This is a genomic window from Pseudorhodobacter aquimaris (genome assembly GCF_001202025.1).
GTDB lineage: Bacteria > Pseudomonadota > Alphaproteobacteria > Rhodobacterales > Rhodobacteraceae > Pseudorhodobacter > Pseudorhodobacter aquimaris.
The window spans coordinates 47,220-62,034 of record NZ_LGHS01000067.1; the positions used below are offsets into that span (position 1 = coordinate 47,220).

The 14,815-nt window shown below is 59.7% G+C and carries 12 protein-coding genes and 1 pseudogene; 5 read left to right on the plus strand and 8 right to left on the minus strand.

Annotated features, from left to right (window positions below; genetic code table 11):
• Nucleotides 1–3: 3 nt before the first annotated feature.
• From AKU94_RS12780 to AKU94_RS12800, 5 genes and pseudogenes are all read right to left on the minus strand, one after another.
• Nucleotides 4–831, minus strand: a complete 828-nt coding sequence (locus AKU94_RS12780; protein WP_050527654.1) for an ABC transporter permease — start codon at nucleotides 829–831, stop codon at nucleotides 4–6.
• The gene (locus AKU94_RS12785; RefSeq protein ID WP_050527655.1) at nucleotides 828–1,709 is read right to left on the minus strand and encodes an ABC transporter permease; all 882 of its coding nucleotides are present in this window, start codon (nucleotides 1,707–1,709) and stop codon (nucleotides 828–830) included. The genes AKU94_RS12780 and AKU94_RS12785 overlap by 4 nt, the downstream gene beginning before the upstream one ends.
• A 67-nt stretch (nucleotides 1,710–1,776) precedes the next feature.
• Complete coding sequence (locus tag AKU94_RS12790; protein ID WP_050527656.1) at nucleotides 1,777–2,499, minus strand: transporter substrate-binding domain-containing protein; 723 nt, start codon at nucleotides 2,497–2,499, stop codon at nucleotides 1,777–1,779.
• A 41-nt stretch (nucleotides 2,500–2,540) separates the two neighbouring features.
• A pseudogene (locus AKU94_RS12795) lies at nucleotides 2,541–3,340 on the minus strand (ABC transporter ATP-binding protein).
• An 82-nt stretch (nucleotides 3,341–3,422) separates the two neighbouring features.
• Nucleotides 3,423–3,878, minus strand: a complete 456-nt coding sequence (locus tag AKU94_RS12800) for a tellurite resistance TerB family protein (protein ID WP_050527657.1) — start codon at nucleotides 3,876–3,878, stop codon at nucleotides 3,423–3,425.
• 150 nt (nucleotides 3,879–4,028) lie between these two features.
• Here AKU94_RS12800 and dprA point away from each other — a divergent pair, with 150 nt between their 5' ends.
• Complete coding sequence (gene dprA / locus AKU94_RS12805; RefSeq protein ID WP_050527658.1) at nucleotides 4,029–5,198, plus strand: DNA-processing protein DprA; 1,170 nt, start codon at nucleotides 4,029–4,031, stop codon at nucleotides 5,196–5,198.
• A 135-nt stretch (nucleotides 5,199–5,333) separates the two neighbouring features.
• A complete protein-coding gene (topA, locus tag AKU94_RS12810) occupies nucleotides 5,334–8,081 on the plus strand; it encodes a type I DNA topoisomerase (RefSeq protein ID WP_050527659.1) in 2,748 nt (915 codons plus the stop codon).
• A gap of 67 nt (nucleotides 8,082–8,148) precedes the next feature.
• On the opposite strand, the gene choV is transcribed toward topA, so the two are convergent.
• Genes choV through choX form a run of 3 tightly spaced genes read right to left on the minus strand, consistent with a single transcriptional unit; the run spans nucleotide 8,149 to nucleotide 11,011 of the window.
• The gene (gene choV, locus AKU94_RS12815; protein ID WP_050527660.1) at nucleotides 8,149–9,180 is read right to left on the minus strand and encodes a choline ABC transporter ATP-binding protein; all 1,032 of its coding nucleotides are present in this window, start codon (nucleotides 9,178–9,180) and stop codon (nucleotides 8,149–8,151) included.
• A complete protein-coding gene (choW, locus tag AKU94_RS12820; protein WP_050527661.1) occupies nucleotides 9,177–10,031 on the minus strand; it encodes a choline ABC transporter permease subunit in 855 nt (284 codons plus the stop codon). The genes choV and choW overlap by 4 nt, the downstream gene beginning before the upstream one ends.
• A gap of 47 nt (nucleotides 10,032–10,078) precedes the next feature.
• Nucleotides 10,079–11,011, minus strand: coding sequence for a choline ABC transporter substrate-binding protein (gene choX / locus AKU94_RS12825; RefSeq protein ID WP_050527662.1), 933 nt, complete (start codon nucleotides 11,009–11,011; stop codon nucleotides 10,079–10,081).
• Nucleotides 11,012–11,097: 86 nt separating this feature from the next.
• On the opposite strand from choX, the gene betI reads away from it, so the two are divergent.
• Genes betI through betA form a run of 3 tightly spaced genes read left to right on the plus strand, consistent with a single transcriptional unit; the run spans nucleotide 11,098 to nucleotide 14,801 of the window.
• Nucleotides 11,098–11,694 carry a choline-binding transcriptional repressor BetI gene (gene betI, locus AKU94_RS12830; RefSeq protein ID WP_157056543.1) on the plus strand — a complete coding sequence of 199 codons (597 nt, stop codon included), beginning with the start codon at nucleotides 11,098–11,100 and terminating at the stop codon, nucleotides 11,692–11,694.
• Nucleotides 11,691–13,133 carry a betaine-aldehyde dehydrogenase gene (gene betB / locus AKU94_RS12835; RefSeq protein WP_050527664.1) on the plus strand — a complete coding sequence of 481 codons (1,443 nt, stop codon included), beginning with the start codon at nucleotides 11,691–11,693 and terminating at the stop codon, nucleotides 13,131–13,133. Before betI ends, betB begins: the two co-directional genes overlap by 4 nt.
• A 21-nt stretch (nucleotides 13,134–13,154) precedes the next feature.
• Nucleotides 13,155–14,801, plus strand: a complete 1,647-nt coding sequence (gene betA / locus AKU94_RS12840; protein WP_050527665.1) for a choline dehydrogenase — start codon at nucleotides 13,155–13,157, stop codon at nucleotides 14,799–14,801.
• Nucleotides 14,802–14,815 lie beyond the last annotated feature (14 nt).

Here is a 14,815-nt window from a genome sequence, read left to right on the forward strand (position 1 = left end):
ATTTCACCTGATGATTTGCGGGCGCAGCTTGACGCGGCTGCGCTCGTTGGACGGCAGATGTCTGTTCAGCCGTCGGTTGATAGCCCCGAAAACCCCCGTCAATGCCAATGTCAAAATGACGAAATAGAAGGCAACGATCGGGTAGGGGACAAAAGGGTTAAAGGTCTTGTCGACGAAATAGCTGGCATAGTAAAGCGCGTCGCCTTCCTGCCGAAAGGCCGGAAAGCCGGAGAAAAACACCAAGGTGGTGGCATGAAACAAAAAAATCGCCTCATTGGTATAAGAGGGCCAGGCCAGCCGCATCATGGTCGGCCATTCCACCCGCCGGAATCTGTTCCAGCCGGTGATGCCATAGGCCTCGGCCGCCTCCAGATCGCCCTTGGGAACAGAGCGCAGCGCGCCGTAAAAGATCTCGGCGGAATAGGCGGCCGTGTTCAAAAACAGCACGATAAGGGCACCGGCCCAAGCCCGCGACAGCCAGCTGACCTCGGCGGTGATGCCGAAAATCTCTATCCCGTTGCGTGGGAGCAGGACAAGCGCCTCATAGGCGAGAAAGAACTGGATGAACAAGGGAGAGCCGCGGAACACAAAGATGAACCATTCGGCCGGTTTGCGGGCAAGCGGGTTGCGCGCGGCCTTGGCCAGCGCAAGCGCATTGGCAAAGAAAAACCCGAACAGCAAGGCCAGCACCCCGAAATAGATGTTCCAGATCATGCCGGACCCGATCAGCGTGAACTGTTGGCACAGGGTAAAATCCGCCCTTGGCAATAGCCGCTCACCAATCCCCATGGAACGCAGGCCGTAATCGGCGATGGTTTGTAAACAGCTCATGCGGCGGCCTTTCGCTGGGCTTCACCGGCGGCGGTGGCCTGACCGTGGCTCAGCCGGTTTTGCAGCCGCGTCAAAAACACCTCAGAGATGCGGGTCATCAGCAGGTAGAACACCAGCAGTCCCAAGAAGTAGTAAAGCCGCCAGTCAGGATGCGGATAACTGAAGGCGCTGGTTTTCGCGCCGCCCAACTCCCGCGCCCAATAGACGATATCCTGCACGCCCAGCAAGAACAGCAAAGGGGTGGCCTTGATCAGGATCAGCCAGAGGTTTGACAGGCCGGGCAGGGCATAGATCCACATTTGCGGCACCAATACGCGGCGAAACACTTGGCCTTGGGACATGCCATAAGCCTCGGCGGTTTCCAGTTGCGCGCGCGGCACCGCCTGCATCGCACCATAGATCACATTAGCGGCAAAAGCCCCGAAAACCAGTGCAAAGGTCACGACGGCAAGCGCAAAACCGTAAACCGAATGCCAGACCTGTGCAGCCGAGTTGGGCGGGACCTTGGCCTGAGGGCAGACGCGAAACTCCAACCCGTTGCGGATAGGATCGGTCCAATCAGGGCAGCGGGCCTGATGCATGACCCATTCGATGCCCTGATCAAGCGCAATCACGAAAAACAGGAAAAACACGATATCAGGCACGCCGCGCACCATCGCCGTATAGCCCTTACCGATAATTCGCAGCACCAGATGATGTGATCGCGCCAGCATCGCCCCGCCAAAGCCGAACGCAAGCGCGACAGGCGCGGTCACGGCCAAAAGCGTCAGCACGGTGACAAAAGACCAATAGAAATCAAGGTGCTTCCCCGTTGTCAGGTAACACATCAGCCAGTTCAGGCCTTGAAGGGTCGAAGGGTCGGCGCAGCTTGAAAACATGGGGATCCCGTTGCCGCAGCCCGCCCCTTTGTAGTGCCAAAGGGGCGGGCCGGGGTATTTTTGCCAATCAGTAGGTGATGGCGTCTTCGCCGAACCATTTCTTGATCAAGTCATTCAAAGATCCATCGGCTTTCATAGAGTCGATAGCCTCATCCAGCGTGGCTTTCAGTTCGGTATCAGATTTGCGCAGCCCGATGCCGATGCCATCGCCCAAGGGAACATCCCCGCCGATAAAGGAAAACTGGCCGTTGGATTCCGCCTGAATTGGCACCAGAAAATCCTTATCGGCAAAGACAGCATCGGATTCGCCATTGCGCACGGCGGCCACGGATTCGTCGGGGGTCGCAAATTCCAGCAGGGTCGCACCGCTTTGGGCCACATGTGCTGCCTGAATGGTGCCGGTCTGTGCCGAGACGACAGCCGTGGATACATCAATATCAGCTGACAAGCCGATATAGGCGCTGGCTGTCGGCGGAATATAGTTTTGGGTAAAGGCAAGCACTTCCTTGCGCTCTGCGGTGATGCTCATCCCGGCGATGATCAGGTCATAGTTGCCGGATTGCAGGTTCGGGATGATGCTGTCCCAATCGGTTGTGACCCATTCACATGTCAGCGCGGCGCGGGCGCAAAGCTCGTCGCCGAGATCACGTTCAAACCCGTCAACCTCACCGTTGTCATTGATGAAGTTATAGGGAGGGTAGGCGCCTTCGGTCCCCATACGGATGGTGTCGGCAAAGGAAGTCCCAGCGGTCAATGCCAGCAGGGCTGTTGTCAGGATCAGTTTTTTCATTGGTTTTTCCCTATCGTAAAGTTGTTATCATTCTTTGTGCCTTAGGCGCCTGCAGAAAGGAAGCCACGCAAACGTTCTGTCTGCGGATTTCCGAACACGGCCTCTGGCGGGCCTTCTTCTTCGGTGCGGCCTTGGTGAAGGAACACGACATGGTCCGAAACATCGGCGGCCATTCGCATGTCATGTGTCACGATCAGCATGGTGCGGCCTTCTTCGGCCAGTGCCTTGATCACCTTGACGACTTCTTGCTCCAACTCCGGGTCCAGTGCCGATGTCGGCTCATCAAACAAAAGCGCGCGGGGTTCCATGCATAGCGCGCGCGCAATGGCGGCGCGCTGCTGCTGCCCGCCTGAAAGCATCGCAGGCCAGGCATCAGCCTTGTCGCCAATCCCCACCTTTTCCAGATATTGGCGGGCTTTTGCCTCTACCTCTAGCGGGTTGCGCTTCAGTACAGTAACAGGTGCCTCCATCACATTTTGTAGAATCGTCATATGGGACCACAGGTTGAACTGTTGGAACACCATCGACAGATTCGTGCGGATGCGGGTGACTTGGGTGCGATCGGACGGATGGCGGTTCAATCCCTCGCCCTGCCAGGCCACGGCCTCGCCCTCAAACTTGATCGTGCCCTGTTGGCTGTGTTCCAGCAGGTTGCAACAGCGCAAGAGCGTTGATTTACCAGAGCCGGACGACCCGATAAGCGAGATCACATGCCCTTTGGGGGCCACCATGTCGATGCCTTTCAGCACCTCAAGGCTGCCATAGCTTTTGTGAAGGTCCTGATCTCTATGACAGGAACGCCATCGGGCGATGTCTCGGCGGATTGGGCTTGGGCTGTCACGAGGTCTCACATCAATTACGCTTTGCACAATTAAGGCCGTATTCCGGGCCCTTTGCAACTGCGATAATTGGTGGACTTTACGTCACGTCCGGCTGGGGCGTTGGTTTTGTGCTGCCTGCTGACGTGCCAGCGCTGATTGCTGATCGGTCACGCCCAGCAGGTTTGCGACAAGTCGCATCAATTGGTCCTCGGCGGCGTCGCGTGCGCTGTCGGCAAGGGCAACGGACCACATCGCCTCCAGCAGATGGGTGCGATCCTCAAGGGCGGTGGCCTCTTTGATGGCGCGCGTAAAGCGTACGGTGTCGGGGGCCTCTGCCTCCAGCACTTCGGCGCGCGCGCGCAGATCTGCGGCTTCGGCCTGTGAAATGCCGCGCTGGGTGCCAAGCACCCGGTCGATCCGCGCAACCTCGGATTTTGCATAATCGCCATCCGCGCGCGCAAGTCGCACAAGTAGCGCCGCCAGCGCCAGATCGGCGTCAGGGTCGGGCAGGCGTTCGGGTGTCGGGGCCGTCAGGCGGCGGAGCAATGCTTCAAACATAGCCGATATATAGGCGCATCTTGCAGGGCTGCCAATCACAAGCGAGAGAGTGTGGATAATTTGATACAGTTGACCGTGATTCCGGCGTCGTTCATATTCTGTTAACCCATTTCCGAAATGCTCGGGTCAGATAAACCCAAAGGCATATTCATGTATTCGGACCTTGCAGATGACGCGCATCCCACCGCCCCTGACTTGACGGCGTCAGAGCGGCTGGATTGGCTGCGCCTTATCCGGTCGCGTCGGGTGGGGCCGGTGACGTTTCACGGGCTGATCGATGAGCATGGAACTGCCGCTGCCGCGTTGCAGGCCTTGCCCGAAATCGCTGCCGCCGCAGGTGTGGAAAAATACACAATCTGCCCCGTAGAGGTGGCCCAGCATGAGATGTCGCTGGGTCGCAAGGCGGGCGCACAGTTGATTTGCTGGGGCGAGGCGGCCTATCCAAAGGCGCTTTATGGTCTGAATGATGCGCCGCCGGTGCTGTGGGTGATGGGCGATGCCAGTCTGCTCAACCGGCCCGGCGTGGCGCTGGTGGGTGCGCGCAATGCCTCCAGCCTTGGGGTGCGCATGGCCACCCGCCTTGCCGAAACGCTGGGGGAGCGTGGGTTCGTGACCATCTCTGGCCTTGCGCGGGGCATTGATGCCGCGGCCCATAAGGCCGCGCTGACGCTGGGCACGATTGCGGTGCAGGCGGGCGGCGTGGATGTGATCTATCCCGAGGAAAACACCCAGCTTGCCATTGATATTGCCGAAAAAGGCTGTCGCATATCAGAGCAGCCTATGGGCACGGCCCCGCAAGCCCGCCATTTCCCGCTGCGCAACCGGCTGGTGTCGGGCCTGTCGCGCGCGGTGGTGGTGGTTGAGGCGGCCGTGCGCTCGGGCAGCCTTATCACCGCGCGCAATGCCTTGGATCAAGGGCGCGAAGTGCTGGCGGTCCCGGGGCATCCCTTTGATGCGCGCGCGGCGGGGTGCAACCTGTTGATCCGCGAAGGCGCTACCTTGGTGCGCGGCTCATCCGATGTGATCGAGGCGATTGGCACGGGCGTGCCTTTGGCCCCGCGTGTGGCAAAGCCCACCACGACGCCCGTGCAGAAACCAAACCCGCTGCCCGGCCCGGTGCCAAACCACCGCCCGTTGTCAGAGGTCTCGGCGCTTCACAGCCAGATCCTCGCCCGTCTTGGTCCCAGCCCCTTGGCCGAGGATCAGCTGATTCGCGATCTGGCCATGCCCCCCGCCCGCATCACCCCCGAATTGCTGACGCTGGAACTGGATGGCAAGGTCACGCGTCAGGCCGGCGGGCTGTTGTCGCGGGTGGATTGAGGGGGCAAACAGCCCCGATCCTAAATGCTGGCGCAACAGTGGTTTTTCGAATGGGGGTTGGCTCCATTGACAATGGGGCCTATTCACCCACATCTATTGCGCCGCAATTGGTGCCGTTTCGGAAAAGAGGTTTTCATGGCTGTTGTCGTTGTAGAGTCGCCTGCTAAGGCCAAGACAATCAACAAATATCTTGGATCCGACTTTACGGTTCTGGCCTCTTTCGGCCATGTGCGGGACTTGCCGCCCAAGGATGGTTCGGTCGATACCGAACATGATTTTGCGATGAAATGGGAGGTTGCCTCTGACAGCAAAAAGCACGTCAAGGCGATTTCCGATGCGCTGAAAACCGATAATGAACTGATCCTCGCGACCGACCCTGACCGTGAGGGGGAGGCGATTTCCTGGCACCTGCAAGAGGCGCTGGCCAAGAGCATCAAGAAAGACACCAAGGTCAGCCGCGTCACCTTTAACGCGATCACCAAGGCGGCTGTGACCGAGGCAATGAAAAATCCGCGCCAGATCGATGTGCCGCTGGTCGATGCCTATCTGGCGCGCCGTGCGCTGGACTATCTGGTGGGCTTTACCCTGTCGCCTGTTTTGTGGCGCAAGCTTCCGGGGGCGAAATCGGCAGGCCGTGTGCAATCGGTCTGCCTGCGCTTGATCGTCGAGCGTGAGATGGAGATCGAGGCCTTCCGTCCGCGTGAATTCTGGGGGGTGAACGCCCGGCTGAAGACCCCGCGCAATCAGGAATATGATGTCCGCTTGACGGTTCTGGGTGGCAAAAAGCTGGATAAGTTCGATATTGCCACCGTCGATGCCGCCGATCTGGCGGTGCAGGCCGTTACCAGCCGCGCTTTGACCGTACAATCGGTAGAGGCCAAGCCCGCCACGCGCAACCCCTCTGCCCCCTTCATGACCTCGACCCTGCAACAAGAGGCAAGCCGCAAGTTCGGCATGGGTGCCAAGCAATGTATGGGTGCCGCGCAGCGTCTGTATGAGGCGGGCCACATTACCTATATGCGGACCGACGGCATCGACATGGCCCCCGAGGCGATCACCGAGGCCCGCGCGTCGATCAAGGCACGTTACGGCGACAAATATGTGCCCGACAGCCCGCGTGTCTATAAAAACAAGGCCAAGAACGCCCAAGAGGCGCATGAATGTATTCGCCCGACCGATATGGCAAAGGCCGCCGATGACCTGCGCCTCGAGGGAGAGCAAAAGAAGCTCTATGATCTGATATGGAAACGCACAATCGCCAGCCAGATGGCCGCCGCGCGGCTGGAGCGGACGACGGTGGATGTGGGCAGTTCCGACAAGCAGGTGGTGCTGCGCGCAACGGGGCAGGTTGTGATGTTTGACGGATTCCTCAAGCTTTACGAGGAAGGGCGCGATGATGACGACAGCGACGAAGGTCGCCTGCCCCAAATCACCCAAGGCGAGGCCGCCGCGTTTGTTGCGGGCGCCTTTGCCGAGAGCTTTGCCAAGGCCGCCGCCGCGCAAGATGATGTGATTGAAGGCTCTGCCACGCGGGTTGCCTCTGCCGTGACCAACGCGGATCAATCGGTGCTTGGCGCGCAGCATTTCACCCAGCCGCCGCCCCGCTATACCGAGGCGACCTTGGTCAAGCGGATGGAAGAATTGGGGATCGGGCGTCCATCGACCTATGCCTCTATTCTGACAACGATCGTTGACCGCGAGTATGTGCGCAAAGACAAAAACCGTTTGTTCCCGGAGGATAAGGGCCGTTTGGTCACGGCCTTCCTGTCGAATTATTTCGAAAAATACGTGCAATATGATTTCACGGCCGATCTGGAAGGGCAGCTTGATGACGTCTCGGCGGGGGAGCGTGATTACAAAGAAGTCCTCGCCCGTTTCTGGCGTGATTTCTCGGCCGCGGTTGCCGAGACGGCCGATTTGCGGATCAGCGAAGTCCTGACCAAAATCGATGATTTCCTGTCGCCGCATCTCTATCCGCCGCGCGCGGATGGGTCCGACCCGCGGGTCTGTCCGGTCTGCGGTGAGGGGCGTTTGCATTTGAAAACAGCGCGTTCCGGCGGGGCATTTATTGGCTGTGGCAGCTATCCCGAGTGCCGCTATACGCGCCCGATCTCGGTGGCGGGCGGCGATGAGGGGGCGGTGATTTCCCCCGATGGGCAGGTCTTGGGCGTTGATGATCAGGGTGAGGAAATCAGCCTTCGGACCGGCCGGTTTGGGCCTTATGTCCAGCGCGGAGAGGCCACCGAAGAGGTGCCAAAACCGCCGCGTGCAAGCTTGCCCAAAGGCTGGCCGCCCGAAAGCATCACCTTGGAAAAGGCACTGACCTTGCTGTCCTTGCCACGCCAGATCGGCCCGCACCCCGAGGATGGCGCGATGGTCGAGGCGGCGATCGGGCGCTATGGCCCCTATGTGAAACACAACAAGGTCTATGCCAACCTGCCGGATGTCGAGGAAGTCTTTACCATCGGGATGAACCGCGCGGTTGAGGTTTTGGCAAATAAATACTCCAAAGGGCGGGTCGCGGCAGAGCCGATCAAGGATCTGGGCGAGCACCCGGATGGCGGCCCTATGGCGGTGATGCCGGGGCGCTATGGTCCTTATGTCAAATGGGGCAAGATCAATGCCACCGTTCCAAAAGAGATGGAACCGGCGGATGTGACGGTTGAGCAGGCCATAGAGTTGCTGGCCGAACGGGCGGCCAAGGCGGGGGCCAAAAAGAAGGCGCCAGCCAAGAAGAAAGCACCTGCCAAGAAAGCGGCGGCCAAGAAGCCTGCGGCAAAAGCAGCCCCTAAAACGGCGACGAAAACGACGGCCAAGAAACCTGCGGCCAAGAAACCCGCGGCAAAGAAGGCTGCGCCCAAGGCCGACGAACCAGAAGCCTAGGCCGCGGATCGTTTAACCCATTGAAAAGACTTGGCACGCATTGATGTGCTAAGCCTTTTCTTTTGGGCTACCCCCTCGGGTCGACCAGCCGTCCCATCACATGTGCGGCGGTCAAGGTGCCGATGCGCTGGCCCCCATCCGTCACGGCGATTTCATGCGCACCGTCGCGGATCGCCTCCATGATCCGGAGTACCGGGGTTTCGGCAGGAAGCTCTTGGTCGGCGGTGCTTTGACGATCTTCCATCACATCGCGGGCGGTCAGAACCGTAAGCGGGTTCATATGGGCGACGAAACTGGCGACATAGTCATTGGCCGGATTTGCGATAATCTCGCGCGCTGTCCCGCATTGAACGATGCGTCCCCCATCCATCAAGGCGATGCGATTGCCGATCTTAAAGGCCTCATCCAGATCATGGCTAACGAAAATGATGGTGCGGTGCAGACGCTTTTGGAGTTCCAGCAATTCATCTTGCAGATGGGCGCGGATCAAAGGGTCCAGCGCGGAAAACGGCTCATCCATCAAGAGGACCGGCGCATTGGTGACAAAGGCACGGGCCAAACCGACGCGTTGCTGCATGCCGCCCGAGAGTTCTCCGACCTTGCGATCGGCCCATTGCGACAGGTTTACCAGCTCCAGCTGGGCCTCGACGGCGGCGCGGCGCTGACGGGGGGATTGGCCGGCAAGCTCCAGTCCGAGGCCGACATTCTCGCGCACGCTGCGCCATGGCAAAAGGCCAAAGGCCTGAAACACCATGGCAATATTGGATAGGCGCAACCGGCGCAGGGTGGCCGCATCGGCATGGGTGACCGAGGTCATTTCCTCACCGTCGCGCACCCGCACCTCGCCGCGTGCCACAGGGTTGAGCCCGTTCACCCCGCGCAAAAGCGTCGATTTGCCCGATCCAGACAGGCCCATCAGCACCAAAATCTCTCCCTCCTCGACGCTAAGAGAGCAGTTGTGAACGCCAAGGATCTGTCCTGTGGCGGATTGGATTTCGCTGCGGCTCTGGCCTTGGTCCATCAGCGGCAGGGCCGTTTCGGGATGATCGCCAAAGACGATAGAGACATTGTCAAATTCGACTGCGGTTCTTGTGCTCATTTCTTGCGCACCTCCAGCATGACCCGCAGCACGGTGGCAAGGGCAACAATCACAAAACCGGATTCGAAACCGAGGTCAGGTTTCATCCGGTTCAACCCGTTCAGCACCGGCTGGCCAAGCCCCCCCGCGCCGACCAGCGTGGCGATCACCACCATCGACAGCGACAGCATGATGGTCTGGTTCAACCCGACCATGATTTGCGGAAAGGCCGAGGGCAGCTCTACCTTCAACAGCCGTTGCATGGGCGTTGCGCCAAAGGCGGTCGCGGCCTCGGTCAAGGCCGTGGGGGTTGAGGAAATCCCCAGATGCGTCAGCCGGATAGAGGCCGGCAGTGCAAAGATCACCGTTGCAATCAGCCCCGGTACCGGGCCGAGCCCGAAAAAGATAACGGCCGGAATAAGATAGACGAACGGCGGCAGGGTTTGCATCAGGTCGAGAACCGGCTCCAAAATCGAGAACACCCATTTGCGCCGCGCCGTCAGAATGCCCATCGGCACCCCGATCCCCATGCAAACGATGCAGGACACAAGGATCAGCGACAGGGTTTCGATTGTCCGGTCCCAATAACCCTGATTGATAATGAACAGCATCCCCAGCGCCACGATCACAGAGCGTTTCACACTGCGTTGCAGCACATAGGTGAGGGCGACAAACACAAGTGTCATCCCGATGGGGCCGATGCTCTCGATGGACCATGTTACCCCTTCGATCAGCCCGTCCAGCAGGCCCGAGATGATGTCAAAAAGCCCGGAGGCATGGGATTTCAGCCAGTTAACCGCATTTTGCGCCGCATCCCCGACAGGGATCTGTGCAGAGGTCAGCGCGTCGACAAGGGGGGTAAAGAGGGCCATTTTTCTCCTTTGCAAAAAGGCCCCGGTTTGTACCGGGGCCGATTGGTTTATTGGGCAAGTGCGGCAGTCAGGGCAGGCATCGCCTCATTGCCATCTTGGGTCGTCACGCCCTCAAGCCATCCATTCAGCACCTCGGGATTTGCCGCCAGCCACGCCTTTGCCGCGTCTTCGGGGTCCTCGCCGTCATCAAGGATCGCGCCCATGATCTCGTTTTCCAGCTTCAGCGAGAATTCGAGGTTTTGCAGGAATTTGCCAAGGTTCGGACATTCCGCTGCATAGCCGTGACGGGTATTGGTGGCGATATAGGCCCCGCCAAGGTCGGGCCCAAAGAAGTCATCGCCCCCAGGCAGATAGGTCATGGAGATATTGGCATTCATCGGGTGCGGTTCCCACCCGAGAAAGACGATAGGCTCTTCGCGGTCTTCGGCGCGCTGGACCTGTGCCAACATGCCCTGTTCCGAGGATTCGACGATATCGAAATCCTCGAGGTCAAATGCATTGCTTTCGATCATTTCAAGAATCAGGCGGTTGCCGTCATTGCCGGGCTCGATCCCGTAGATCTTGCCGTCCAGCGCCTCGGCGGCCTGGGCGATAGAGGCAAAATCGGTGATGCCGGCGGCCACACCCGCGGCATTGGTGGCCAGCGTATATTTCGCGCCGGTCAGATTGGTGCGCAGCGTGTCAACGGTGCCCGCCTCGCGGTAGGGGGCGATGTCGGCCTCCATCGTGGGCATCCAGTTGCCAAGGAACACATCAATATCCCCTTCGGCCAGCGATGCATAAGTGACTGGAACCGAAAGAACTTTGATCTCTGTGTCATAGCCAAGCGCTTCAAGCACGAAGGCCGTTGTCGCCGTGGTGGCGGTGATATCCGTCCAGCCGATATCGGAGAAGGTGACCTCGCTGCAATCGGCAAGGGCAGGGCTTGCTAAAAGCAAGGCGGCGGTGCCGACCAGAAGGTTGGATTTGATATTGGTCATGGTGCTCTCCATTGGCGTTATTTTTGTTGATTGACGAGTCAATTAACTTCAAGATAGATTAGACAGCAAGTTATTCGTGGAAAAAAATGCCAAAACTGGGAATGGAGCCTATCCGAAAGACGGCCCTCGTCAATGCCACGATCATGGAGATCGGGCAGGCGGGGTCACTGGATGTGACCGTGGCACAGATCGCCAAACGTGCGGGCATGTCGACGGCCCTTGCGCATCATTATTTCGGCGGCAAGGAGGCAATCTTTCTGGCGGCGATGCGGCATATTCTGGCGCTTTACGCCGCCGAGGTGCGGGGCGCTTTGGCGGTGGCGACATGTCCGGCCACGCGGCTGGATGCGATATTGCAGGCATCGTTCAGCGCGCCGAATTTTCGCCATGAGGTGATCAGCGCGTGGTTGAATTTCTACGTTTTGGCACAATCCGTGCCGGGCGCGCGTAGGCTTTTGTCGGTGTACCAGCGGCGGTTGCGATCAAACCTGCGCTATGCGCTGCGCCCTTTGGTGGGTGCGCGCGCGGATGCCTTGGCCGATGCCTTGGGCGCTTTGATCGATGGGGTGTACCTGCGTGAGGCGTTGCGCGATGGCCCTTCGGATGGGGCCGCGGCGTTGCGGCTGGTGCAGGGGCATCTTGCTGCGGAATTGAATATTGAACCAAGGAAGGACAGGCCATGATCGCACAGCCCAAGGCGAGCCATTACATTGATGGCAACTGGTTGGAAGATACTGCCGGCACCCCGTTGGAGGTGGTTAACCCCGCAACCGGCGAGGCAATCGCGCGGCTGCACGAGGCCACGCCAGCGGTGATTGATGCCGCGATGGATGCCGCCAAACGTGCGCAGGCCGAATGGGCGTCACGCAAGCCGGTCGAACGCGGGCGCATTTTGCGCCGTGCGGCGGATCTGATCCTCGCGCAGGGTGGCAGCCTTGCGCGGCTGGAGACGCTTGATACCGGCAAGCCATTGCAGGAAACGCTGGTGGCGGATTGGCCCTCGGGGGCGGAGGCGCTTGAATATTTTGGCGGGATGGCCGCGACTGTGACCGGGGAAACCATCCCCTTGGGCGGCGATTTCGCCTATACCTTGCGTGAGGCGCTGGGGGTTTGTGTAGGCATCGGCGCGTGGAATTATCCCAGCCAGATTGCCTGCTGGAAATCGGCGCCTGCCTTGGTGATGGGCAATGCGATGGTCTTCAAACCGTCGGAGCTGACGCCTTTGGGTGCATTGAAACTGGCCGAGATTTTCACCGAGGCGGGCCTTCCTGCGGGGCTGTTCAATGTGGTGCAAGGGCGCGGTGCGGTTGGGGCATCGCTGGTAACGGATAGCCGGGTGGACAAGGTTTCCTTGACCGGCTCGGTGCCAACAGGGCGCAAGGTCTATGCCGCCGCTGCCGAAGGGGTGCGCCATGTCACGATGGAGCTGGGCGGAAAATCCCCGCTGATCATCTTTGACGATGCCGACCTTGAGAGTGCGGTTGGTGCGGCGATGATGGCGAATTTCTACTCGGCCGGGCAGGTGTGCAGCAATGGCACGCGGGTTTTCGTGCAAAAAGGCATCCGCAAGGCCTTTCTGGAGCGGCTGACCGCGCGGGCGGAAAAGATCGTTCTGGGTGACCCGCTGGACATGGAAACCCAGATGGGGCCGCTGATTTCACCGGCACAGCATGAAAAGGTTCTGGGCTATATTGCCGGTGCCCGTGCCGAGGGGGCAACGCTGGTCACAGGGGGCGGCAACCATGGCCAATTCGTGGAGCCGACCGTTTTTGCCGATGTCACAGATGATATGACCATCGCGCGCGAAGAGGTCTTTGGCCCGGTTATGGCGGTCTTTGATTTTGAGGATGAGGATGAGGTTATCACCCGCGCCAATGCGACCGAATTCGGCCTTGCCGCAGGGGTTTTCACCGCTGATCTGACGCGCGCGCACCGTGTTATCAGCGCGCTGGAGGCCGGAACCTGCTGGATCAACACCTATAACCTGACCCCTGTGGAAATGCCTTTCGGCGGGGTGAAGATGTCGGGTGTAGGCCGTGAAAACGGCAAGGCAGCGCTGGAATATTACAGCCAGATCAAAAGCGTTTATGTCGGCATGGGGCCGGTTGACGCGCCCTATTGAGGCCGTTGGTTAGGATATAAAATGCAAGCGGATTATGTGATTGTCGGCGCGGGTTCGGCCGGATGTGCGATGGCTTACCGGCTGGGTGAGGCGGGGGCCTCGGTCATCGTGGTGGAATTTGGCGGCTCGGACGTGGGGCCGTTTATCCAGATGCCTGCGGCGCTTTCCTATCCGATGAATATGGGCACCTATGACTGGGGTATGGGCACAGAGCCTGAACCCCATCTGGGCGGGCGCTCCCTGGTGACGCCGCGCGGCAAGGTCATTGGCGGGTCCAGCAGCATCAACGGCATGGTCTATGTGCGTGGTCACGCACGGGATTTCGACCATTGGGCCGAGACGGGCGCGGATGGCTGGTCCTATGCCGATGTGCTGCCCTATTTCCGGCGGATGGAGCATTGGCACGGTGGCGCGTCGGACTACCGCGGCACGGACGGCCCGTTGCATATCACCCGCGGGCCGCGGGATAACCCCTTGTTTGATGCCTTTATCGCGGCGGGCGAACAGGTCGGCTATCCGGTCACGCCCGATTATAACGGTGCCGCCCAAGAGGGTTTCGGCCCGATGGAGGCGACGATCTACAAGGGGCGGCGCTGGTCGGCGGCGAATGCCTATCTTCGGCCTGCGTTGAAGACGGGCAATGTGCAGCTGGTCCGCGGGCTGGCGCGCAAAGTGGTGATTGAGGATGGCCGCGCCACGGGTGTAGAGGTCGATCGCGCGGGCAAGACCGAGGTGATCCATGCCGCGCGTGAGGTGATCCTCGCTGCCTCCAGCCTCAATTCGCCAAAATTGCTGATGCTTTCGGGCATAGGTCCGGCCGCCCATCTGGCCGAACACGGCATAGAGGTGGTCGCCGACCGCCCCGGTGTCGGGGCCAATCTGCAAGACCATCTTGAGGTCTATATGCAATTTGCCAGCAAGCAGCCAATCACGCTTTACAAACATTGGAACCTTTTGGGTAAGGCGCTGATCGGTGCGCAATGGTTGTTCACGCGCAAGGGGCTGGGGGCCTCCAACCAGTTCGAGGCTTGCGGGTTCATCCGGTCGCGGGCAGGGGTGGAATACCCGGACATCCAGTATCATTTCCTGCCGATTGCCGTGCGCTATGACGGCAAGGTCAGTGCCGAGGGGCACGGGTTTCAGGTCCATACCGGCCCGATGCGCAGCCCCTCGCGCGGCACGGTGCGGCTGCGTTCCGCCGATCCGGCGGACAAGCCGGTGATCCGCTTCAACTACATGTCGGAACCGCAAGACTGGGAGGATTTCCGCGCCTGCATCCGTCTGACGCGTGAGATTTTTGCCCAAGAGGCGATGCAGCCCTTTGTGAAACATGAGATCCAGCCCGGCGGCGCCGTCGAAAGCGATACCGAGATTGATGATTTCATCCGTGAGCACGCCGAAAGTGCCTATCACCCTTGCGGGACGGCGCGAATGGGGCGGCGCAATGACCCGATGGCCGTGGTCGATCCCGAGTGCCGTGTGATCGGCGTGGAAGGGCTGCGCCTTGCAGATAGTTCAATTTTTCCGCGTATTCCCAACGGCAATCTTAACGGACCGTCAATCATGGTGGGGGAAAAGGCGGCCGATCACATATTGGGTCGCACCCCCCTTACACGCCTGAATTTACAGCCAAAAACTTCACAAGATTGGCGTGAAAAACAGCGTTAACAATGATTTACCAG

What these genes read in the sequence shown, in the direction of transcription:
- AKU94_RS12780 (WP_050527654.1), bottom strand. Translation starts at nt 831, where the DNA reads ATGAGCTGTTTACAAACCATCGCCGATTACGGCCTGCGTTCCATGGGG.
- AKU94_RS12785 (WP_050527655.1), bottom strand. Translation starts at nt 1,709, where the DNA reads ATGTTTTCAAGCTGCGCCGACCCTTCGACCCTTCAAGGCCTGAACTGG.
- AKU94_RS12790 (WP_050527656.1), bottom strand. Translation starts at nt 2,499, where the DNA reads ATGAAAAAACTGATCCTGACAACAGCCCTGCTGGCATTGACCGCTGGG.
- AKU94_RS12800 (WP_050527657.1), bottom strand. Translation starts at nt 3,878, where the DNA reads ATGTTTGAAGCATTGCTCCGCCGCCTGACGGCCCCGACACCCGAACGC.
- dprA (WP_050527658.1), top strand. Translation starts at nt 4,029, where the DNA reads ATGTATTCGGACCTTGCAGATGACGCGCATCCCACCGCCCCTGACTTG.
- topA (WP_050527659.1), top strand. Translation starts at nt 5,334, where the DNA reads ATGGCTGTTGTCGTTGTAGAGTCGCCTGCTAAGGCCAAGACAATCAAC.
- choV (WP_050527660.1), bottom strand. Translation starts at nt 9,180, where the DNA reads ATGAGCACAAGAACCGCAGTCGAATTTGACAATGTCTCTATCGTCTTT.
- choW (WP_050527661.1), bottom strand. Translation starts at nt 10,031, where the DNA reads ATGGCCCTCTTTACCCCCCTTGTCGACGCGCTGACCTCTGCACAGATC.
- choX (WP_050527662.1), bottom strand. Translation starts at nt 11,011, where the DNA reads ATGACCAATATCAAATCCAACCTTCTGGTCGGCACCGCCGCCTTGCTT.
- betI (WP_157056543.1), top strand. Translation starts at nt 11,098, where the DNA reads ATGCCAAAACTGGGAATGGAGCCTATCCGAAAGACGGCCCTCGTCAAT.
- betB (WP_050527664.1), top strand. Translation starts at nt 11,691, where the DNA reads ATGATCGCACAGCCCAAGGCGAGCCATTACATTGATGGCAACTGGTTG.
- betA (WP_050527665.1), top strand. Translation starts at nt 13,155, where the DNA reads ATGCAAGCGGATTATGTGATTGTCGGCGCGGGTTCGGCCGGATGTGCG.